Origin of the sequence: Winogradskyella sp. J14-2 (assembly GCF_001971725.1) — a bacterium.
GTDB lineage: Bacteria > Bacteroidota > Bacteroidia > Flavobacteriales > Flavobacteriaceae > Winogradskyella.
Map to the genome: position 1 here is coordinate 1,962,890 of NZ_CP019388.1, position 22,196 is coordinate 1,985,085.

The 22,196-nt window shown below is 34.2% G+C and carries 18 protein-coding genes and 1 tRNA gene; 8 read left to right on the forward strand and 11 right to left on the reverse strand.

Translation table 11 applies throughout. The features are described 5' to 3' along the window. Positions 1-49: 49 nt before the first annotated feature. Positions 50-1,090: a 4-hydroxythreonine-4-phosphate dehydrogenase PdxA gene (gene pdxA, locus BWZ20_RS08925; protein ID WP_076619184.1), complete on the reverse strand. Its 1,041-nt coding sequence runs from the start codon at positions 1,088-1,090 to the stop codon at positions 50-52. 96 nt (positions 1,091-1,186) lie between these two features. Here pdxA and BWZ20_RS08930 point away from each other — a divergent pair, with 96 nt between their 5' ends. After that, the gene (locus BWZ20_RS08930; protein WP_076619186.1) at positions 1,187-1,777 is read left to right on the forward strand and encodes a riboflavin synthase; all 591 of its coding nucleotides are present in this window, start codon (positions 1,187-1,189) and stop codon (positions 1,775-1,777) included. A 456-nt stretch (positions 1,778-2,233) separates the two neighbouring features. On the opposite strand, the gene BWZ20_RS08940 is transcribed toward BWZ20_RS08930, so the two are convergent. Together BWZ20_RS08940 and mce are read right to left on the reverse strand one after the other, a co-directional pair. Beyond that, positions 2,234-2,307, reverse strand: a tRNA-Ile gene (locus BWZ20_RS08940). A gap of 75 nt (positions 2,308-2,382) precedes the next feature. After that, on the reverse strand, positions 2,383-2,787 hold the full coding sequence (gene mce / locus BWZ20_RS08945; RefSeq protein WP_076619188.1) for a methylmalonyl-CoA epimerase: 405 nt from the start codon (positions 2,785-2,787) through the stop codon (positions 2,383-2,385). Between the two features lie 115 nt (positions 2,788-2,902). Here mce and rbfA point away from each other — a divergent pair, with 115 nt between their 5' ends. Next, the gene (gene rbfA, locus BWZ20_RS08950) at positions 2,903-3,295 is read left to right on the forward strand and encodes a 30S ribosome-binding factor RbfA (RefSeq protein ID WP_076619190.1); all 393 of its coding nucleotides are present in this window, start codon (positions 2,903-2,905) and stop codon (positions 3,293-3,295) included. After that, positions 3,296-4,498 carry an ABC transporter permease gene (locus BWZ20_RS08955; protein ID WP_076619193.1) on the forward strand — a complete coding sequence of 401 codons (1,203 nt, stop codon included), beginning with the start codon at positions 3,296-3,298 and terminating at the stop codon, positions 4,496-4,498. Here the strand turns inward: BWZ20_RS08955 and dusB are convergent. The 4 genes from dusB to BWZ20_RS08975 form a co-directional block, all read right to left on the reverse strand. Then, positions 4,495-5,487, reverse strand: coding sequence for a tRNA dihydrouridine synthase DusB (dusB, locus tag BWZ20_RS08960; RefSeq protein ID WP_076619195.1), 993 nt, complete (start codon positions 5,485-5,487; stop codon positions 4,495-4,497). The two genes, BWZ20_RS08955 and dusB, sit on opposite strands and share 4 nt — an antisense overlap. A 21-nt stretch (positions 5,488-5,508) precedes the next feature. After that, a complete protein-coding gene (locus BWZ20_RS08965) occupies positions 5,509-5,898 on the reverse strand; it encodes a DUF4345 domain-containing protein (RefSeq protein ID WP_076619197.1) in 390 nt (129 codons plus the stop codon). Positions 5,899-5,960: 62 nt separating this feature from the next. After that, positions 5,961-7,088, reverse strand: coding sequence for a hypothetical protein (locus BWZ20_RS08970; protein WP_076619199.1), 1,128 nt, complete (start codon positions 7,086-7,088; stop codon positions 5,961-5,963). Positions 7,089-7,159: 71 nt separating this feature from the next. Beyond that, the gene (locus BWZ20_RS08975) at positions 7,160-8,404 is read right to left on the reverse strand and encodes a M28 family peptidase (protein ID WP_076619201.1); all 1,245 of its coding nucleotides are present in this window, start codon (positions 8,402-8,404) and stop codon (positions 7,160-7,162) included. Positions 8,405-8,463: 59 nt separating this feature from the next. Between BWZ20_RS08975 and BWZ20_RS08980 the strand changes: the two genes are divergently transcribed. Next, the gene (locus BWZ20_RS08980; RefSeq protein WP_076619202.1) at positions 8,464-9,570 is read left to right on the forward strand and encodes a TolB family protein; all 1,107 of its coding nucleotides are present in this window, start codon (positions 8,464-8,466) and stop codon (positions 9,568-9,570) included. Here the strand turns inward: BWZ20_RS08980 and BWZ20_RS08985 are convergent. Then, on the reverse strand, positions 9,567-11,999 hold the full coding sequence (locus tag BWZ20_RS08985) for an outer membrane beta-barrel family protein (RefSeq protein ID WP_076619204.1): 2,433 nt from the start codon (positions 11,997-11,999) through the stop codon (positions 9,567-9,569). The genes BWZ20_RS08980 and BWZ20_RS08985 overlap by 4 nt on opposite strands. A 154-nt stretch (positions 12,000-12,153) precedes the next feature. Between BWZ20_RS08985 and lepA the strand changes: the two genes are divergently transcribed. Further along, complete coding sequence (lepA, locus tag BWZ20_RS08990) at positions 12,154-13,950, forward strand: translation elongation factor 4 (protein ID WP_076619206.1); 1,797 nt, start codon at positions 12,154-12,156, stop codon at positions 13,948-13,950. Between the two features lie 51 nt (positions 13,951-14,001). Here lepA and BWZ20_RS08995 read toward each other — a convergent pair whose 3' ends face one another. The 3 genes from BWZ20_RS08995 to BWZ20_RS09005 are packed head-to-tail and all read right to left on the reverse strand — an operon-like array spanning position 14,002 to position 17,602. Continuing rightward, positions 14,002-14,703 (reverse strand): hypothetical protein, encoded by a 702-nt coding sequence (locus BWZ20_RS08995; protein ID WP_076619208.1) that lies wholly within the window; start codon positions 14,701-14,703, stop codon positions 14,002-14,004. Positions 14,704-14,712: 9 nt separating this feature from the next. After that, positions 14,713-15,756: a hypothetical protein gene (locus BWZ20_RS09000; RefSeq protein ID WP_157358370.1), complete on the reverse strand. Its 1,044-nt coding sequence runs from the start codon at positions 15,754-15,756 to the stop codon at positions 14,713-14,715. A 4-nt stretch (positions 15,757-15,760) separates the two neighbouring features. Further along, a complete protein-coding gene (locus BWZ20_RS09005) occupies positions 15,761-17,602 on the reverse strand; it encodes a cation:proton antiporter (protein WP_076619212.1) in 1,842 nt (613 codons plus the stop codon). A 113-nt stretch (positions 17,603-17,715) separates the two neighbouring features. On the opposite strand from BWZ20_RS09005, the gene BWZ20_RS09010 reads away from it, so the two are divergent. The 3 genes from BWZ20_RS09010 (at position 17,716) to BWZ20_RS09020 (ending at position 22,090) form a co-directional block, all read left to right on the forward strand. Further along, positions 17,716-18,576, forward strand: coding sequence for an MBL fold metallo-hydrolase (locus BWZ20_RS09010; RefSeq protein WP_076619215.1), 861 nt, complete (start codon positions 17,716-17,718; stop codon positions 18,574-18,576). 16 nt (positions 18,577-18,592) lie between these two features. Next, a complete protein-coding gene (locus BWZ20_RS09015; RefSeq protein ID WP_076621316.1) occupies positions 18,593-20,200 on the forward strand; it encodes a S8 family peptidase in 1,608 nt (535 codons plus the stop codon). Between the two features lie 81 nt (positions 20,201-20,281). Continuing rightward, complete coding sequence (locus tag BWZ20_RS09020) at positions 20,282-22,090, forward strand: M1 family metallopeptidase (RefSeq protein ID WP_076619216.1); 1,809 nt, start codon at positions 20,282-20,284, stop codon at positions 22,088-22,090. Positions 22,091-22,196: the final 106 nt, after the last annotated feature.

Below are 22,196 nucleotides of genomic sequence, written 5' to 3' on the forward strand. Positions count from 1 at the left end.
TAAATTTTTAGTTATTTAAAGCTTAGATATCAACAAATTTTGTTAATATCTATTTTGAGGTTTTCTTGAGCGGGTTTTTTGAGTAAATACTGTGTTCTTTTCTCTTCTTAAAAATGTTAATGGCGGTATGAATGGCCTGAACAAAGGAGTTTTCGTCTGCTTTCCCTTTTCCAGCTATTTCATAGGCGGTTCCGTGGTCTGGCGATGTTCTTACCTTACTTAGCCCTGCGGTATAATTTACTCCACCACCAAACGCAATGGTTTTAAACGGAATTAAACCTTGATCATGATATGATGCTATAATCGCATCAAAATTCTTGTAATTATTTGAACCAAAAAAACTATCTGCTGAATATGGTCCATATACAAGTGTTCCTTCTTCTCTTATCTTTTCTAAAGTTGGTCTTAATACAGTATCGTCTTCTTTACCTATAATACCATTATCTCCTGCGTGAGGATTTATAGCCAATACGGCAACTCTTGGTTTATTGATACCAAAATCTTGTTTCAGAGATGTTGTAACTGTGGTAATTTTTTCTCTTATTAGGTCTGCTGTGATGTGGTCTGCTGCGTCTTTTAGAGGCACATGGTCCGTGAGTAGTCCAACACGCAAATTACCTGCTACCATAAACATTAAACTTTTACCACCAAAGGCCTTTGCCAAATAGTCGGTATGCCCAGGAAACTTAAATTTATCTGATTGTATATTGTGTTTATTAATTGGAGCTGTAACCAATACATCTATGGTTCCACTTTTTAGCGCGTTGGTTGCGGCTTCTAAAGATTTTATAGCGTATTCACCTATTTTTTTATTTTCCTTTCCAAACTCAATTTTGACTGGTTCTTTCCACACATTAACGACATTGACCTTTCCGTGAACCAATTTTTCGGCGTTATCGATGTTAAAAAAGTTTATTTTACTGTTAAAATGTGTTTTAAAAAACTGCATGGTTTTTCCAGATGCAAATATTACAGGTGTACTCAACTCTAGAGATCTATTGTCTTCATAGGCTTTAATGATAATTTCTGGACCTATTCCGTTAAGATCTCCAACAGAAATACCTACAACTACTTTTTCTTCTTTCTTCATACGACGTTATCCTATTTTTTTATTAAAACATACAGCAGTGTTAATTTGTGTACTTAACTTTGCAAGTGCAAATTTAACTAAATAAAGCGTATACTAATGTTTACAGGTATAATTGAAGACTTAGGAATTATAAAAAAACTCTATGCTGAGGGCGAAAACCTTCATATAACAGTACAAACTTCTTTAACACCAGAGCTTAAGATAGATCAAAGTGTTGCTCATAACGGCGTTTGCTTAACAGTGGTCTCTATCGGTGTTGATAATTACATAGTTACGGCAATAAAAGAGACTTTAGATAAAACAAACCTAGGGAAATTAAAAATTGGCGATATTGTAAACATAGAACGTGCCATGCGACTAGGAGACAGGCTAGATGGGCACATTGTACAAGGGCACGTTGACCAGACTGCTGAATGTATTTCAGTAATTGAAGAAAATGGCAGTTGGGTTTTTACATTTCGCTACGATAGGTCGTATAACAATATAACGATTGAAAAAGGTTCTATTACTGTAAATGGCGTAAGCCTTACTGTTGTTAACTCTAAGATAAATGAATTTTCTGTAGCGATTATTCCATACACCTACGAGCATACCACATTTAAAACATTGAATACAGGTGATGTTGTAAATCTAGAGTTTGACGTTATTGGTAAGTATGTTAAACGTCTAAACGATTTAAGAAGTTAAACTGTTGTCTTTAGCGATTTTATAAGCCTTGAAGACCCCAAAACTAAAAGCTACGGTAAAAAGAATCATCAATCCACTATCTATAGGAAGACCTGGCGGTGGAGGTGGCATAGGTGGAGGTGGTGTAGCGCCCTGAGCCACAGCGGCAAGACCCGTGGATAAAAATAAGATTAGGATAAATGCCTTATTATTCTTCATATTATCAATTAAGGGTGCGTAAATGTATGAAAAAAACCAATCTAACAAAATTATTTCAATTAAAAAACGTCTTTGAACGGCAAATATTATCGACGAAATGCTTAAATTATGCTAAAATTAGGGAAGATACGCACAAATTTTATAAACATTTAACGCAAATATAATATTAATTCTTAATCGCAGAAATACTAAGCCAACGAAAATCAAGATAAATATCCATAAAATATAAAAGCCCTTCTGATGTAGAAGGGCTTTTTGTGGTCCCACCTGGGCTCGAACCAGGGACTTTCTGATTATGAGTCAGATACTCTAACCAACTGAGTTATAGGACCTATTGGTTATTACCAATCTCTTTATTTCTAAAGAGTTTGCAATATTACTATATATTTTAAAACTCTACAAGAATTTTAATCGCTAATGTCTTGGCATAATTCTATTAATACGCTATTTGTAGATTTTGGATGTAAAAAAGCTATGATTTTGTTATCTGCGCCTTTCTTGGGAACTTTATGGATCATTTCAAACCCTTCTTCTGTCAATCGATTAATCTCTTCTTCGATATTATCTACGGCAAAAGCGATATGATGAATTCCCTCGCCTTTTTTTTCTATAAATTTAGCTATTGGGCTATTTTCATTTGTGGCTTGCAATAATTCAATTTTATTAGGTCCACATTTAAAAAAGGATGTTTTTACGCCTTCGCTTTCTACCTCTTCAATCTTATAATGCGATTTATCAAATAATGCTTTAAATAGTTCATTTGATTTTTCGATATCTTTTACCGCAATACCTATATGTTCAATTTTTTTCATCTTAATTAATATTGGATTATAATTTCTGTCTAAGAAATAAAATTCTATCCTTTTAAATTATGATTTTTATTCTATAAAAATACCATAATCTTTAAATATCATCTACTTTTGCGGTATGGAAAGTAATAGACAAAAGAAAATAGCAGGTATTTTACAACAGGATTTAGCAGAAGTGTTACAACGTGCTGCATCTACTGGAGGGCTACAAGGTGTTATTATTTCTGTTTCTAAGGTTAATGTTACGGTAGATCTATCTATTGCCAAGGTCTATTTAAGTATTTTTCCTAATAAAGAGGCTAAATCACTATTAGAAGGTATTAGGTCTAATACACCTTTAATTAGGCATGAATTATCACAAAGAACACGTCACCAATTAAGACGTATGCCTCAATTAGAGTTTTTTATTGATGATTCTCTAGAATATATTGATGGTATAGAACGTTCTCTAAAAGGTGAGGACAATCCGCTAGATAACACAGACTTATTAGACAAGCGTAAAAAATCTTAAGTGAATTTTCCGTTATATATAGCAAAACGCTACCTGTTTTCTAAAAGCAGTAGTAATGCTATAAATATAATGACACTTATTGCCTCTGGCGGAGTTATTATTGCCTCTGCTGCGCTGTTTATTGTTCTATCTGTATTTGCGGGTTTAAAAGATTATAGTCTCCAGTTTTCATCTTTTGTAGATCCTGATTTAAAATTACTTCCTAGTGAAGGAAAATCTTTTATACTTACTGATGAAGACAAAATTAAGCTGAGTAATATAAAAGGTATTGTTTCTTTTTCTGAAGTGATAGAGGAACGCATTATAATAAAATCTGAAAACAAAAATTTGCTCGCTTCGCTTAAAGGCGTGGACCCAAACTACTTAAATGTAACGCAAATTGACTCCATGGTTAGCAAAGGGTACTGGCTTGCGCCAAACAGTAACGAAGTGGTTTCTGGTTGGGGCATTTCTCATAACCTCTCATTCGGAATATTAGATTTTAGAACCGCCTTATCCTTATACGTTCCTAAGCCCGGAAAAGGACAGATTAGTTCTATTAAGGGAGCTTACAATGCTGTTTACGTTAATAATGTTGGTTTGTTTGATATTAATGAGGAATTAAACGATAAATATATTTTTTCTGATATCTCTCTAGCCAAACAATTATTAAACTATAAAGACAATCAGATAAGTGCTTTAGAATTGAAAACACATCCTAAAGCAAATGAAGAAGACATTAGAAACGCTATAGATGCTAACTTTAAAAATAGATTTATCATAAAAAACAGAGAGCAGTTAAATGATGCTTTGTTTAAAATGTTGAATACCGAAAACCTCGCCATCTATCTCATTTTCACCTTAGTTATTATTATTGCTTTATTCAATGTAATCGGTGCAATAATTATGATGATTTTAGACAAAAAGAAGTCTTTAAATACACTTTTTAACTTAGGTACAGAACCCAAAACAATAAAATCTATCTTCTTTTGGCAAGGCAGCCTCATGACCATCATTAGTGGTATTGTGGGTATAGTAATTGGTTTGCTAATCGTATTTTTTCAGCAGCAATTTGAGCTCATTATGCTAGCACCAGATTTACCTTATCCTGTTAGATTAAAAATGTTTAATGTCTTTTTGGTTTTGATTACCATTTTTGGATTAGGTATCATAGCGTCTCGACTAGCTTCTCAAAGAATAACTAAGACCTTAATACAGGCTTAAGCAAATTGAAAATCTCCAAACTTATCTAAGACTTCATCAAAGGCATTAAAGACATCTTTAGAATCATCACTGGTTACCATTTTCATGCGATATTCCTTAAAGTTTGGAATACCTTTAAAGTAGTTAGTATAGTGTCTTCGGGTTTCAAAAACACCTAGTTTTTCTCCCTTCCAGTCTATGGACATTTGCAAGTGACGACGTGCCGCTTCAACACGTTCTCGCATAGAAATAGGTGCTAAATGCTTACCTGTTTTAAAATAATGTTTTACTTGCTTAAAAAACCAAGGATTACCTATCGTTGCTCTACCGATCATAGCTCCATCCAAACCATATTCATCTCGCATTTCTACAGCGCGCTCCGGTGTGTTTACATCACCATTTCCAAACACAGGAATATGCATTCTTGGATTGTTCTTTACCTCAGCAATTGGTTTCCAATCTGCATTACCTTTATACATTTGCGCTCTTGTACGACCATGAATGGCTATAGCCTTACAGCCAACATCTTGCAGTCTTTCTGCTACTTCGACAATTTTTATTGAATCGTGATCCCACCCTAACCTAGTTTTTACAGTAACCGGTAAATTGGTGCGCTTCACCATTTCGGCAGTAAGCTGCTCCATAAGACAGATGTCTTTAAGAATTCCAGCACCTGCTCCTTTAGAAACCACCTTTTTTACAGGACAGCCAAAATTGATATCTATTATATCTGGGTTAGATTTCTCAACAATATCTATGGTCTGTAGCATGCTTTCCATGTTAGCACCAAAAATTTGGATACCAACAGGACGCTCTTTCTCATAGATGTCTAATTTCATAACACTTTTAGCCGCATTACGAATAAGACCTTCACTTGATACAAACTCTGTATATACTACGTCTGCTCCTTGTTCTTTACACAATGCTCTAAATGGAGGGTCACTCACATCTTCCATTGGTGCTAATAGCAATGGAAACTCACCTAACTCTATGTCACCTATTTTTACCAAGTATAAAATTTTGGAGCAAAATTACATCTTTTTATAATATTTGCTATTCAAAACCCAAAGTCCATAAAAACCTAAAAGTAATTCCCCAAATATTCCTATGACATAAACAATAGAAGGTATGCCATCTAATATTAAGCTAATTATTCTACCTAAGCCAAGACCTATCATAAATAACACATTAGACAGTAATGCAAAACTTAGAAATTTTCTTTTAAATATACCTAGAATCCATAATATTGAAAACGCTAAATAAATGCCCATAATGGCTTTTGAGAAATTCCGTTCATCTATCGTTTTGTAAGAAATGTCTAAAAAAAGTTGAGGTTGAAAACCGTAAATGAATGCCGCAGGAATTACAATCAAAACAGAAATAATTAAGTGGATTTTAGTTATTATATGCTTTTGTTTCATAGTTTATGTCTAAAATCTACTTATGTATAAACAAGAAGTTTAAAACTTCTTTCTACTCATGTTTAGTACATCACGTCTGCTTGGCCTTGGGTAAGGCTTAAGTCAGCACCTGCAGCACTTTCTACTATACCATAAAATGTTGCTTGTAAAATGTTATCAGAACTAGCGGATGTGTTAGAAGTAAAATCGTCAAACCCTTGCGTAGATGGAAAATACTCTGTGCCATTTATAGTTAGTACAAAATTTTGAAACACATCTGCACCAGTGTCTCCTTCAGCAACTTGAAAATAAATTTGATAGCTACCGCCTTCACTAACACCTTCAACCGTAATTATTCCTTGATTTATTGAAACGGTTTGCTGCGTAAAGTCTATTGGTAAAGTTCCTGTTGTTACCTTTAATATACCAGAACTGTCAGATCCAGAGGAACATTCGCCTAGATCATCTATTATATCTTGTAAACTACCGTCAGGATCTCCACATTCTGCTATTTGATTTTCTAAGGCTTCTTTGTAAGCTATACATAAGTCTTCATTAGTGTTGTCGTTATTGTATGCGGCAGCAGCTTCGTTGGTTGCTTCCTCTGCTGTACAATCAGGAGATGAGTTAGCACCTCTTGTCCAAACAGAGCTAGACACTTGGGTGCTTGTAGAAGTAACTCCCGTTGCAACGTCGGTTTCTGTTGTTGTTTCATTTTGGCTAAATATTAATGTTTGCCCATTATCAGATATCTCAAATGTTGCTGTTTGTTCACCGTTAAGCTCGGCAAAATCCATTCCTTCAAAAGAAAACTCAAAGAAAGATCCGTCTACTGTCATTTCATTTCCATTTACGGAATAGCTTCCGCTGCCAGAAACATTTTCTAGTGTGTAAGGTTCTCCTTCTATATTCATACCATTAGCAACAATATCAGCTACGTAACTATAACTGCCGTTTGTAGTAAAATTGCTTTCGGTAAAATTCAAGGTATAATCTACAGTTGTGCTATAAACTTCTACGTCCGAAGAAATCTCTTGTCCCTGAAAATTAGCAGAGGTGCTTACTTCAACATCAAATTCTACAAGATTCCATTCCCCTAATAAGTCGGCATCGGTTCCACCTGTTTCGGCATCAAAATCTAAAGGTTCGTTTTCGCAAGTAAAGGCAAAGAAAAGTGTAAATAAACAAAGAAGTGATAATAGTTTTTTCATTGTAATTGATCTAGATTAGGCTTAAATGTACAATTAAATATTTTTTTTAAAGAAAAGACTTGTTGACTGGTTTAAAAATTCACTTTTGTTTCGATTGTTTCACTTCCTCTTTTAACAATAATGGCTGCCTCATCGCCTTTTTCAAAGACGGATAACGCTCGCATATAACTCATCATATCTGTAACTGTACTGTCTCCTAATTTTACAACAATATCTCCTTTTTTTAAGCCAGCATTAAAGGCTGGTGTTTCTTCTCTAGTACCATCAATACGCATACCTTTTCCGTCGAACAAATAGTCTGGCACTACACCCAAACCAACTTTAAATCGTGGTGTTTCTTCACTTTCATTTTTGGTTTTTCTAAAAGCTAATTCGCCGTTATCATCGAGATCTGATATGATATCGAAAATATAATCAGAAATTAGATTCATCCCTTCATAATTCAACTTGTCTGAATCGTCTGCAGGCTTATGATAATCTTCGTGTTGGCCTGTAAAAAAATGCAATACTGGCACATCTATTAAGTAAAAAGAAGTGTGATCGCTTGGTCCTACTCCACTTTCATTTTGAACCAATTTAAATCTATCGTTGTGTGCTTTTATGGTTTGCTTAAAGATCGGTGAAGTGCCTACTCCATAAACCGCTAAAGTGCTATCTGCTTTTAATCTTCCAACCATATCCATGTTAATCATATAATTAATAGTCTCGGCATCAATAGTTGGATTTTTAGAAAAATAATTAGAACCCAACAAACCCATTTCCTCACCAGAAAAAGCCATAAATAAATAATTATTTTCATCCTTCGTTTCTGCATTATCGTTCTTAACTTTAAGTCTTTCGGCTAAATTCAACATAATAGCTACACCACTCGCATTATCATCTGCTCCATTGTGCACTGCTTTCTCTTCTCCTCTATAAAGCGAGCCTTCACCACCATAGCCCAAATGATCGTAATGCGCACCAATAATGATTGTTTTTTCAGCATTATTATTTATAAAACCTATTACATTATTACCAGTAATTGTGCTGTCTGCATTAGTAGTAAACTCAACTTCTTTGTGAGGGTCTGTTTTTGGTTTAAATGAAAAAGGTTGTAAAAAACCTTCTGTTCCTTTTGCTTCGAGCCCAATTTCCTTAAAACGCTTAATGAGGTACTCAGAAGCTTTTTTCTCACCTTCAGTGCCTGTTTGTCGGCCTTCTAGCTTATCATCAGCTAAAAAATAAACATCTTCTTTTATTTTGTTCTCTGCAACTTTAGGTTCTTTCTTGCAAGCGCACACACTTACTAAAAGAAACAAAAACACTATATTTTTCATCACTAAATCTTATTTTTGCAAAATTAAGTATTAATGCCCATATAATATAATTATTAACCATGAACAGACTCGCCATTATTTTTCTATTTTGTGTTGCTATTTCTTCTTGTAAAAATGAGAAACAATCTTCTGATGCCGATAGCCATCCAGAAGCATCTGACCTAAATACGTCTCTCATATATCCAGAAGAAACAAACTTTAAATCGCTCAGGCAGGTTACTTTTGGTGGAGATAATGCCGAAGCTTACTGGAGCTTTGATGACAAACAATTGGTATTTCAGTCTAACAATGCAAAATGGGGCGTTAATTGCGATCAGATGTTTTTGATGAACGCAGAAGAAACTTTTACTGATAGTATTGCTCCACCAATGGTGAGTACAGGAAAAGGAAGAACTACCTGTTCTTATTTTTTACCAGATAACAAACATATTATTTACGCGTCTACGCATTTGGGAGGTGAAGGTTGTCCAGAAGTTCCTGTAAAAGAAAATGGTAAATACATTTGGCCAATCTATGATACTTACGACATTTTTGTTGCCGACTTAGAGGGTAACATTGTAAAACAACTCACATTTGAAGATGGTTATGATGCCGAGCCAACGGTATCACCAAAAGGAGACAAAATTGTATTTACATCTACCAGAAGTGGTGACCTAGAGCTGTATACCATGAATATAGACGGTACAGACGTAAAACAAATTACCGACGAGCTTGGTTACGATGGCGGCGCATTCTTTTCGCCAGATGGTAGTAAACTTATTTTTAGAGCGTCGCGTCCTAAAACGGAAAAAGAACAAAAAGAATATAAAGATTTATTAGCTAAAGGATTGGTGGAGCCTAGCGATATGGAGCTTTTTATCTGTAATGCAGATGGGAGCGATATGAAACAATTAACGGATTTAGGCAATGCCAATTGGAGTCCGTTTTTTCACCCAAGTGGTAAAAAGGTGCTGTTTTCTTCTAATTTTGAAAGTGAAATTGGTTTCCCCTTTAACCTTTATATGATTGATATTGATGGTAAAAACCTAAGGCGCGTTACTCATGGCAACACGTTTGAAGCTTTTCCAGTATTTTCTAATGATGGTAAATATTTAATTTTCTCTTCTAACCGAAATAATGGTGGTACAAGAGATACTAATTTGTTTATTGCAGAGTGGCAAGATTAATTTAAATCTTTTAGTCTATCGCGCTCTTCTGCAGATGCAGACCGCTCATTAGTGCTAAGTTTGGTATTACCAAATTTATAACTAAAACCTAATTTTACAAATCTATTGTCTTGATCTAAAATCCTTCCACTTGATTGGTTGAGATAATCTATGGAAATATCGTAATCTTGCATATTAAAAATATCATCAATACTTAATGATATAACGGCTCTATCGTTTAAGAGTGATTTTGAAACACTCAGGGTAGAAATTAATCTATCATCTACACGTTGCAAACTCTGAAGGTTTCTTCCAAACCACCAAAAAGTGGCGTTAATATTTAAACTATTATCTTTAAGTAACGTAAGCCCAGACGATAAAATAAACAGTTGAGACCATTGATTTAATTCTACAAAGCCATTTCCAAAATCCACTTCTTCATTCATATTAAAAGTAGATGAAACTGCATAAATATTAAATCTGTTAGACGGATAATAGTTAAACTCTAAATCAAATCCGTAATCTACACGGCTATCTAAATTGGTTGGTGTATAAGCAATAATATTAGTTTCATTATTCTGCCTTGGTAGCTCTTCTATGGCTCCATCATAGTTTGTGTAGTAGGCAGAGAAAGTAAAATTCTTTAAGAAATCTAAACTAATCTTGTAATTATCGGTGTAAGTGGGTAATAAATTTGGGTTTCCTAAAACCACAGTGTTTTCATTTATAAAGAAAGTAAATGGATTTAGATTTGTGTAGCTTGGCCTTGTAATACTTCGTTTATAATTAGTAGATACCCTCACATCATCTGAAATTGCGTAGGTTAGGCTAGCATTAGGAAACCAATTGAGGTAGTCTTGGGTGTTTGTTTCGCTAAGGCTTAAAGATTTGCCCTCAATATTAGTTTGCTCAGTTCTTAGGCCTAAACTTAAATCCCATTTATCCCAAGATGTACTATAGTTGGCGTAAACAGCAAGTACGTTTTCGTTGTACTTAAAGGCGTCTGAATTATCTGTATCTAAAACCTCGTTACCATTAATAATATTCAACCGCACGATATCGCTGTCCGTATTAACATTAGAATATTTTACACCTGCCCCAAAACTAGAGGACTCGCCAATCGGTAGATTGTAATCTGCTTGTGTTGTAAATATTCTTGTGTCTTGATTAGCTAATGTATTAAACTCTGAATCGTTTAAAAAGCCTGGTTCATCCTGAAACACCTCTTGGTCACGGTTGTAATCGAAAATCGTAAGATGGCTATTAAAAGTTATGTTGGCATTATTTTCAAAATCGTGTCTAAAAATCAAATCTGTACCAATATTGTACTTGTTGTCTAGAGAGAGATTATCTGCTGTAAAACTCGATTCAAAATTTTCGCTTTCGTCAAAAATATCTGTTCTATTATTAACCTGATACTTAAAATAAGGCATATACAAACCTGTACTTGTTAAGCTTAAGGTGTTTTTATCATCAAGGAAGTAATCAAAGTTTATATTGAGGTTATGGGTTTCTGACCATGTGTTTCTATTGGTATTTGATTTCCAAATCTGGTCTATTTCATAAATCTCTTCTCCGTTTGGATTTGGATTTGTATTTTCTAAAAAATTAACCGTGTCGTCTTGGTCTCTATTGATCTTCTGGTTTGTGTAATTATAATTGAGGTTAAAGTTAATTTTATTGTTTTTTAAATAGTGACTTGTACCAGCGTTGTACCTCGGAAAAACACCTTGGGTATAATTTGTTTTAACGCTACCTCTGTAACCAGTTACCAAATTCTTGCTCATAATTATATTTATCACCGATCCGCTATCTGCATCGTAATTTGCAGGCGGATTGGTAATAACCTCAACAGATTTTATACTATTTGCTGGTGCACTCTCTAGCAGTTGCATTAGCTCTTCTGAGGTTAACTGAACTCTTCGGCCGTTAATGTAAACTGCTGCGCGAGCGCTTTTAATATTAATACCTTCTTCGCTAACAATAACACCTGGAGTACTTTTTAGAACACCAAGGGTAGACCCTTCTACTAGTGCCGTATTTTCTACATTAAAAACTAAACGGTCTGGTTTTCTGGTAATCGTTGGCTTCTTTGCAACAATGGTGACTTCGTCTAAACTTTCAGAGTTTTCTTTAAGTAGTATCGTTTTTAAGTCTAAATCTCCTGTGAGAACGATTTTTTGCTCAAACTCTACTAAACCAATAAAACTTATTTTAAGATAGTAGGTGTCCTCTCTTAGATTGACCAAATTAAAATAGCCATTATCGTCTGTAGATGTACCTAGTAAAAATTCTCTTTCTTCTCCTTGTAAAAGAATCACATTGGCCAATTCAATAGGTGTGTTTTCAGCATCAACAACCTTGCCTAAAATAGAAAAATTCTGGGCATTGACGCCATAAGACAGCACAAAAATAAATGTACAAAAAAGAGAGCGCAGGTAAATAATCATTAGTTAGCTTTGTACTCGCAATATAAACATAGTTTTTTATATGTTATTACGGTTTTTCCGTAGTTTATTGAATTTTAATTGTTCTTTTTTGTTGTTACAAAGGACAATAAATCAATTATATTTGCAATCTTAAAGTTGCTTTAGAAAAAGAGAAATGAAGAATATTCGTAATTTTTGCATCATTGCACATATAGACCACGGAAAGAGTACACTTGCAGATCGTTTATTGGATTTTACAGGCTCTGTAACTGATAGAGAAAAACAAGACCAGTTGCTAGACAATATGGACTTAGAGCGCGAACGTGGTATTACCATAAAGTCTCATGCCATTCAAATGGAATATACCTACGGAGATGAACAATATATTCTTAACCTTATTGACACGCCTGGTCACGTAGATTTTTCATATGAAGTTTCTCGTTCTATTGCGGCATGCGAAGGAGCGCTTCTTATTGTTGATGCAGCGCAAAGCATACAAGCACAGACCATTTCTAATCTATATTTAGCTTTAGAAAATGATTTAGAAATCATTCCTATACTTAATAAAATAGACTTACCAAGTGCCAATCCTGAAGAGGTAACAGACGATATCGTAGATTTATTAGGTTGCGACCCTTCTGAAGTTATTCCTGCGAGTGGAAAAACAGGGCTTGGTGTTGATGCTATTTTGGCGGCAATTATAGAACGTATTCCTGCACCAAAAGGAAATCCAGACGAGCCTTTGCAGGCACTTATTTTTGATTCTGTTTATAATCCTTTTAGAGGTGTAGAAACCTATTTTAGAGTGATAAATGGATCTATTAAAAAAGGGCAAAACATTAAATTTATTAATACTGGTAAAAACTATTTTGCCGATGAGGTAGGTACTCTAAAACTAACTCAGGTTAAAAAGCAAGAAATAAAAGCTGGTGATGTTGGCTACCTAATAACAGGAATTAAAGATGCTCGCGAGGTAAAAGTTGGTGATACCATTACTGATGCAAAAGAACCCACTAAAAATGCTATTTCTGGTTTTGAGGATGTAAAGCCTATGGTTTTTGCTGGTATTTATCCTGTAGATACAGAAGATTATGAAGAGCTACGCGCCTCTATGGAAAAACTTCAGCTAAACGACGCATCCTTGGTATTTGCTCCAGAGAGTTCTGCTGCTTTAGGTTTTGGGTTCCGTTGTGGATTCCTTGGTATGCTTCACTTAGAAATTATTCAAGAACGTTTAGAGCGTGAGTTTGATATGACGGTAATTACTACAGTACCAAACGTAAGTTACCACGCTTTTACTAATAAAAACCCTGATGAGATTGTTATTGTAAACAATCCTTCAGATTTACCAGAACCTTCTACTTTAAATCGTGTAGAAGAACCATATATTAAGGCAACTATAATTACAAAATCTGACTTTGTTGGTCCTGTAATGAGCCTTTGTATAGAAAAACGTGGACAAATTACTAATCAAACGTATTTAACGACTGAACGTGTTGAACTTAGTTTTGACATGCCGTTAGCAGAAATAGTATTCGATTTTTATGACCGTTTAAAAACCGTATCTAAAGGTTATGCCTCTTTTGATTACTCACCAATTGGTATGCGTGCTTCAAAACTGGTAAGAGTAGACATCTTGTTAAACGCACAAACCGTTGATGCGCTTTCTGCTTTAGTACATGCTGACAATGCCTATACGATTGGTAAAAAAATGACTGAAAAACTAAAAGAGCTTATACCAAGACAACAGTTTGACATCCCAGTACAGGCTGCTATTGGTGCTAAAATAATTGCACGCGAAACCATTAAAGCGCTTCGTAAAGACGTAACAGCAAAATGTTATGGAGGTGATATTTCGCGAAAGCGTAAACTTCTTGAAAAGCAGAAAAAAGGTAAAAAACGTATGCGCCAAGTGGGTAATGTAGAAATACCTCAGCAGGCTTTTATGGCTGTATTAAAGCTAAACGATTAACAGAAAAACTCCCTCATATATGAGGGATTTTTTTAATTCTTATACTTCAACTTAAGAAAGTAATAAATAGAATAGATAAACCAGTGCGAGATTAAAAAATCCGTATATGATGAGTATAAAACGAAAAGGAAATTTGATGATTTTAAAAGTTTTATCACTAAAGTTATACTTGTAATTTGCAACTAATTCCTCATTAGAAGATGATTCAAAAATCGCTTGTTTTGGTAATGTTTTAACCTTTTTTAATACATACTTTTTAAATATTGTGTCTATTATGAAAACAAATGGAAAGGCAAAAAACTTTACTCGCTTCCCAATAACTTTATTTAATGCTGGCTTTATTACAAACAACGCCACACCTTTAAAAACGTCAGAAAAAGTAGTTTTTAATGTCACATCATTTTGTCTTTGCGTACGTAACAATCCTGTATCTTTATATATGTTTTTAGTGGTTTGTAATGTTATCTCATAGACTTTTTCGATATCGCTTTGTATAGTGCTAAAAAGCCTAATTACAGAAAATATAATAACGGTTGGTAATGATATTATAAAAGCTAAAAACCAAAATAAAATACCAAAAAAGGTGTTTTGAAAATGCATATATGCAACCATGGTTAACATCACTAAAAAAACAAGTAATACCAAGCCAAAAACTTTACCAATATAAAGCGGAAATAAAATAGCGTCAGATATAGTTTCGGCTAGTTCATCTACTTGATATTTTGAATAATCTATTCTCTCAGTTTCATTCATTTGTAGGAGCTAGCTAAGTTTGTTAATGGCAGTTCTTATTGATTTAACCATATATTTAAAAGCCTCATAGTCCTTAAAGTAGGGTTCAAAAAATTCTGAACCATTAACTTTTTTGTTAATATCAAAATTTAAATAATTAGATTTTTGAGGTAATGTTATATATAATTGACCTTCAGAAAAAGCTATTATTGGTGTATAACCATTTGCTAAATATATGTTTTTAAGTGCTATGGCTATAGCTTCTACTAATGGATGCGATGTCTTAAATTTAGAAAATAATTTGTACTGCTGTGGCATGCCTAATTGTTCAAAATTTAAAGTATCAACCTCATTACCATAATCAATAGCAGAGAATTTTGTTTTATCTTCTGAGTAAATTGTTGGTATTAAGAGTAACTTATCTTTATTTTTAATTTTAAAATTAGCATGCATAAAAAGACCTTCGTAAAACTTAATTTCATCCTTTATAATTCCAAGCCCAGGTAAATCATTATCTTCTTCTGTTTCAGTAAAAATTCCTCTTATAATAAAAAGCGGTAATAAAAGAATAGACAATAAGCAACCTCCTATTGTTTTGCCATAATTTATAACATCTTTATAAAACTTAACTTCACTAAAACTAATAGGAACGTCTTCAATTTTTCCAGAAATATGGTTAAACCCTACAATATATTTTGATTGATTAATGAACGTATTTTTAAAAATTTTACTACTACTTACAAGTGTTTTTAATGAGATATTAATGCTATAAATATTTTCTGGATGTAAAGATTTTACCAGTTTTTGTAATACTTTTTCCTTAACTGAATTGGTATATTTATATTTTGGAGACGGAATTAATCCCGAAAGAATACAAACCGTACCAGAAATAGCGAGATACATTAAAAGCGGTGGAAAAATTAGAATGACAAATAATATTACAATGCTAGTAACTTTAGCTATTTGAAAAATTGGCATTACAGTAATTTTGTATGCTCTGTACAAGACATATAGCCTTTTTCGTTTCAGCTCTAGGGCTCTTGAGACATTTTCTAAATTAAGATGGTCTAACATATTTTTAGTTAGAGGCTTCTATTTTTTTACCGAGATAAACCAGTACGCTTTTAGCGTCTATTTCCTTTTCTACATCATCATCTAATGAAGGAATTATATGTATTTCACCCTTACTGGTTTTAAGGAATAACGGAATTTGATCTTTATCAGATTTAATAATCTCTAATGTATTGTGATAAGTATCTAGGTCTTTAACTGCAAACTCATGTATTTCTGGGTACTCTTCTGTAACTTCCATAAGATTATTAAAATCATCAGACATGGTAAACACACCGTCTTCTGTTGAAATAGAGCTGTTTTCTAATTCTGTTTTAGATGCAAGCCTAAATGAGCCATTTTCACCGAATTGGGCTCCAAATTTTTCTACTGCGTATCGGTTAATATCTGCGTTTCCTGTAAGAGCTAAAAGGTATCCTATATCATTAAACTCTACATTATCTTTTAATGTTTCTGAGTAAATATTTTCAGTATGCGCCTCTATTCCCATTTTTTGAGCTTCATTAACATTACTTTGGTTACTATCTACCAAAACCACGTGCCTTCCGTTGTCTATGAGATATTGAGCAACAATGCGAGAAACTCTAGATGCGCCTATAATTAAAATACCTTCGGATTTTGACAAGAAAACACCAGATACTCTTGCAAACAAACGTGCTGTGGTTGCATTTAGTAATACTGTCCCTAAAACGATCATAAATACTAAGGGAGTAATGTACTCAGCCCCTTCAACTCCTGCTGCTCTTAACTTACTGCCAAAAAGAGAGGCAATACCAGCAGCAACTATACCACGAGGACCAACCCAGCTAATAAACATTTTTTCATTAGTTTTTAATGTTGAGCCTTGAGCACTTACAAATACTGCCAAAGGTCTTATAAAAAGTACCACTGCTAAAAAAAGAGCAAGAGTTTCCCACCTATACAATAGCATTAAATCTTGGTAGTTAATATTTGCAGCCAAGAGTATAAATAATATGGAAATTAATAATACACTAAGCGACTCTTTAAAGTAAAGTAACTCTTTAATATTGTCTAGTTTGCTGTTTCCTATTACCATTCCCATGACAACAACGGCCAATAAACCAGACTCGTGGGCAAATATTTCAGACTCAATAAACACTAAAAGAACTACTGATAGCGACACTACATTGAGAAGATAATGTGGTATAAACTTTTTATTAATTGCAAATACCAAAGCGTGCGCAAAAGTAAAACCGAATGTGGTGCCAAATAGTATAATTTTGCCAAATTCTATTAGTGCAGTTTTTGTAAAGCCAACTTCCCCTTCAACAGAGATAAACTCAAACACCAATACTGCAACCAAAGCACCAATTGGATCAATTAAAATACCTTCCCATTTTAAAACCGTAGAAACATCTCGCTTTAAAGGTATATTTCTTAAAATAGGAGTTATTACCGTTGGCCCTGTAACAATAATTAATCCTGAAAATAAAAAACATAAATCCCAACTAAGACCAAAAAGATAGTGTGCTAAAACAGCTGCACCAAAAAAAGTAACTGCAGCACCCACAGTAATTAATTTTGTTATTACAGGACCAACATTTTTAATTTCGCTTCGCTTTAATGTTAGCCCTCCTTCAAAAAGAATAATGCTAATAGCCAAGGATACAAAGTAAAATAGACCTTCACCAGGGAATAAGCCTTTTTTTTGCGTTTCGTCCCAAATGGGTTCTATCCATTTTGTACCATCAGCATTTATAAATTCGGCAGCAATTGGACCAACCAAAAGGCCAATAAGTATCAAGGGAAGGATTGCTGGTATTTTAAATTTCCAAGCTACCCATTGCGCTAATATTCCAAGAATAATAATACCAGCTAATTCAACCATAGTGTAGTTTTTAAAATCATCTCGAAAATAGCCTTTTTTTTACAATCGTAAAAATCCTAATAATTTCAAAAGGATATTCCGTTTTAGAAGCTAATTTGGTAAATTGCGTAATTATGAAATTATATCCTATAAACGCTGGCAATTTTAAACTCGATGGTGGCGCTATGTTTGGTGTAGTACCAAAATCGCTTTGGCAACGTACCAATCCTGCTGATAACAATAACATGATTGATATTGCTGCGCGCTGCTTGTTAATTGAAGATGGCAATCGATTGATATTGATAGATACAGGAATGGGCAATAAGCAAAGCGATAAATTCTATGGCTATTATTTTCCCTGGGGAGACGATACCATTGATAAATCATTGTCAAAATACGGTTTCCATAGAGATGACATAACAGACGTCTTTATGACGCATTTACATTTTGATCATTGTGGTGGTAGCATTAAATGGAATAATGACCGAACAGGTTACGAGCCAGCTTTTAAAAACGCTCATTTTTGGAGTAATGTAGCTCATTGGAAATGGGCAACGGAACCAAACCGAAGAGAAAAGGCTTCGTTTTTAAAAGAAAATATAATACCAATGGAAGATAGTGGACAATTAAAGTTTACAGCACTACCTGAAGATAAGATTTTAAAAAACTCCGAATTAGGATTTAATATTTTCTTTGCAGATGGCCATACAGACAAGCAAATGATTCCTATGATTAACTATAAAGGAAAAACCATTTGTTTTATGGCAGACCTATTACCCACAGCTGGTCATTTACCTTTACCATTTGTAATGGGTTACGATACCAGGCCATTACTAACCTTAGATGAAAAAGAGCTGTTTTTAAATATGGCGGCAGATAAAAATTTTTACCTCTTTTTAGAGCACGACGCACACAATGAAATTATAACTGTAAAACACACTGAAAAAGGTGTTAGACTCAATGAAAACTATACTTGTAAAGAACTATTTAATTAATACTAAACATCAACACATGAAATTTAACATTAAACCATTAGCGTACCTATTTGTTTCTTCAGCACTCTTTATGGGTTGTGGTGGTACAGCAGATATTTTATCTACACCAGTAGAAAATATAGATACGTCTCCACTAAAAGTTACAGAATTAACCGAAGCCGAAAAGAAAAATTGGGGCCATTTAGATCTAGAAAGAGATACCATTCCTGGTATGGCTGTAGACAGAGCTTACGAAGAAATAATTAAAGGCAAAAAGGGTAAAAAAGTAATCGTTGCCGTAATTGATTCTGGTATAGATATCGATCACGAAGACTTAGATGATGTTATCTGGACTAATAAAGATGAAATACCAAATAACGGAAAAGACGACGATAAAAATGGTTACATAGACGATATTCATGGTTGGAATTTTTTAGGTGATGCCTACGACGAACAATTAGAATATGTGCGTATGATTGCTGCCAAAGATACTTCAAACCCAAGATATGATGAGGCTGTAGCACTACAAGCGTCCGAATACGAAAAGTGGTTGGGTCGTAAGACGCAGTACGATCAAATTTACCAAAGAGTAGTTTCTGCTGATGAAACTTTAGCTAAAGCCACAGGTAAAGAAGATTACACAAAAGAAGATGTTAATGCAATAGATTCTCAAGATGAAGCTGTACAACAAGCAAAAGGTATGGCGCAGTACATGTATAGTAACGGTTTAGAGTCTATGGCAGATGCCAAAAAAGAAATTAAAGAAGCATTAGAGTCTATCAATGAGCGTTTAAACTATAACTTAAACATCAATTTTTCTGGTAGAACAACTAAAGATGATATTAATGATTTAACTGATGTAGGTTACGGAAACGGAAACGTAAAGCATGTAAAAAAATCTGAGTCTCATGGTACACACGTTGCTGGTATTATTGCGGCTGAACGTAACAATGGTTTAGGTGCAAACGGTGTGGCTAACAATGTTGAGATTATGGCGCTACGCGTTGTACCTAATGGAGATGAGTACGACAAAGATGTGGCGCTATCCATACGCTATGCTGTAGATAACGGAGCTAAAGTTATTAACGGTAGTTTTGGTAAATCTTTTTCACCTCATAGCGAATGGGTAAGAGATGCTATAAAATACGCGGCAGATAATGATGTTGTTTTTGTGCATGCTGCTGGTAATGATAGTAACAATGTTGATGTAGAGCCAAACTTTCCCGACGATAACGTAAACTTTGTTGAAGTTGCTGATAACTACATAAGAGTTGGGTCTTTAACGCAAAACTACGGTTCTAAAATGGTGTCTGGTTTTTCTAATTACGGAAAGCAAAATGTAGATGTTTTTGCACCTGGTTCTTCTGTATACTCAACCACACCAGAAAACGAGTACGACTTTAAAGGAGGTACATCTATGGCTGCACCAGGTGTTGCTGGTATTGCTGCTTTAATTCGTTCGCAATATCCAAAATTAACTGCTGCTCAGGTTAAGCAAGTTATCTTAGATTCTGGGTTACCTTTAACTACTAAAGTTATTGTTGGTGGTGATGCTAATAACGTAAAACCTTTTGCAGATTTATCTAAATCTGGAAAAATTGTTAATGCCTACAATGCACTAATAATGGCTTCAAAAATAAAATAAACCCTAATGGGACTTTAAATAAGGTAACTGTTCTACATTTTAAACTAGAATAGTTACCTTTTAATTTTAAATCATTTTGAAATGAAAAAATTACTTCTAAACCTTTCTGTTTTTGCTATAATACTATCGTGTGGAGCCACAGAAAATCCAGTAAAAAACACATCAAAATCTACTGTTAGCACTTCTTCTTATGGTTATTGGCAACAACACGTAGACTATGCTATGGAAATTGATATGGATGTTGAGACGTTTCAATATCAAGGTAAGCAAAGATTAGTATACACCAATAATTCACCAGATGTACTCAATCGTGTGTATTACCATTTGTATTTCAACGCGTTTCAGCCAGGAAGTGAAATGGATATTAGGTCTAGAACCATAGCTGACCCAGACCCTAGAGTTGGTGATAGAATAAGTAAACTTCAACCCAACGAAATAGGTTATATAAAAGTAAACTCATTAAAACAAAATGGTAAAGACATCGCTCACGAAACTGTAGGTACAGTACTTGAGGTAAAACTTAGTCAACCTATTCAACCAGGCGAAAGTGTAACCTTTGATATGGATTTTGATGGCCAGGTACCTTTACAGATTCGTCGGTCTGGTAGAAATAATAAAGAAGGTGTTGCACTTTCTATGACACAATGGTATCCTAAATTAGCAGAATATGATGATGAAGGTTGGCATGCAGATCCTTACATAGGAAGAGAGTTTCATGGTGTTTGGGGAGATTTCGATGTAAAATTAACCATAGACAAAGATTATGTAGTTGGTGGCACAGGTTACATTCAAAGTGAAACAAAAGCCAAAAAAGGCAAGAAAACTGTTCATTTTAAAGCTCCAAAAGTTCATGATTTTACTTGGGCCGCAGATCCGGATTTTATTCATGATACGTTTGAAATGGAAAATGGGCCAACACTTCATTTTTACTACAAAAAAGACCTAGAGCCTAAGTACATAGAAAACTGGAAAAAGCTTCAACCAGATACTGCAAAATTAATGACTTATTTTAGTGAAAATATAGGCGAATATCCTTACGATCAGTACTCAGTAATACAAGGAGGAGATGGCGGAATGGAGTATGCCATGTGTACGTTAATTACAGGAAAAAGATCTTATGGCAGTTTACTTGGAGTCACAGCCCATGAAATGGCACACACATGGTTTCAGTTTTTATTAGCAACTAACGAAGCTAAGCACGAATGGATGGATGAAGGTTTTACCAGCTACATTTCTACATTAGCAGAAAACGAATTTGGATCTAGTAAAAGTGATAATCCTTTAAGCGGATCTTACAGAGGTTATATTGGGCTTGCTAACTCTGGTTATGAGCAACCGCTAACTACACACGCAGATCGTTATAAATACAACCAAGTATATGGTGCTGCTGCATATAGTAAAGGTGCTGTTTTTATAGCACAATTAGGTTATGTTATTGGAGAAGAAAACCTAAAGAAAACCATAAAAAAGTACTTTGAGGATTTTTCATTTAAGCACCCTAAACCAATGGACTTTGTACGTACTGCAGAACGTGTTACAGATTTTGAGCTAGACTGGTATCTTATTGATTTTGCACAAACTACAAATACAGTAGATTATGGAGTTAAATCTGTAGAAGGCAATACAATTACCCTAGAGCGTATCGGCTTAATGCCAATGCCAATAGATCTTTCTGTAACTTACACAGATGGTTCTACCGAAGAATTTTACATTCCGTTACAAATGATGCGTGGCGAAAAACCAACATCAGCAACTATAATAAGTGACTGGGCTTGGGCAATGCCTACTTATTCATTTAATACAAAGAAAACCGTTAAATCTGTGGAAATTGATGCTTCTAAATTAATGGCAGATGTTAACCGTGAAAACAACACACTTACTGTAGAGTAATTTTGGTATTACTAAAAATTTTAAAGAGGTTGTTTAAAAAGTTAATGTTTTGTCAATCTGAACTCGTTTCAGATTCTAAAACAAATTGAAAATCAAATTATTGAGA

Coding starts and splice junctions, on each gene's coding strand:
- pdxA (WP_076619184.1), bottom strand. CDS start 1,090: ATGAAGAAAGAAGAAAAAGTAGTTGTAGGTATTTCTGTTGGAGATCTT.
- BWZ20_RS08930 (WP_076619186.1), top strand. CDS start 1,187: ATGTTTACAGGTATAATTGAAGACTTAGGAATTATAAAAAAACTCTAT.
- mce (WP_076619188.1), bottom strand. CDS start 2,787: ATGAAAAAAATTGAACATATAGGTATTGCGGTAAAAGATATCGAAAAA.
- rbfA (WP_076619190.1), top strand. CDS start 2,903: ATGGAAAGTAATAGACAAAAGAAAATAGCAGGTATTTTACAACAGGAT.
- BWZ20_RS08965 (WP_076619197.1), bottom strand. CDS start 5,898: ATGAAACAAAAGCATATAATAACTAAAATCCACTTAATTATTTCTGTT.
- BWZ20_RS08970 (WP_076619199.1), bottom strand. CDS start 7,088: ATGAAAAAACTATTATCACTTCTTTGTTTATTTACACTTTTCTTTGCC.
- BWZ20_RS08975 (WP_076619201.1), bottom strand. CDS start 8,404: ATGAAAAATATAGTGTTTTTGTTTCTTTTAGTAAGTGTGTGCGCTTGC.
- BWZ20_RS08980 (WP_076619202.1), top strand. CDS start 8,464: ATGAACAGACTCGCCATTATTTTTCTATTTTGTGTTGCTATTTCTTCT.
- BWZ20_RS08985 (WP_076619204.1), bottom strand. CDS start 11,999: ATGATTATTTACCTGCGCTCTCTTTTTTGTACATTTATTTTTGTGCTG.
- lepA (WP_076619206.1), top strand. CDS start 12,154: ATGAAGAATATTCGTAATTTTTGCATCATTGCACATATAGACCACGGA.
- BWZ20_RS08995 (WP_076619208.1), bottom strand. CDS start 14,703: ATGAATGAAACTGAGAGAATAGATTATTCAAAATATCAAGTAGATGAA.
- BWZ20_RS09000 (WP_157358370.1), bottom strand. CDS start 15,756: ATGTTAGACCATCTTAATTTAGAAAATGTCTCAAGAGCCCTAGAGCTG.
- BWZ20_RS09005 (WP_076619212.1), bottom strand. CDS start 17,602: ATGGTTGAATTAGCTGGTATTATTATTCTTGGAATATTAGCGCAATGG.
- BWZ20_RS09010 (WP_076619215.1), top strand. CDS start 17,716: ATGAAATTATATCCTATAAACGCTGGCAATTTTAAACTCGATGGTGGC.
- BWZ20_RS09015 (WP_076621316.1), top strand. CDS start 18,593: ATGAAATTTAACATTAAACCATTAGCGTACCTATTTGTTTCTTCAGCA.
- BWZ20_RS09020 (WP_076619216.1), top strand. CDS start 20,282: ATGAAAAAATTACTTCTAAACCTTTCTGTTTTTGCTATAATACTATCG.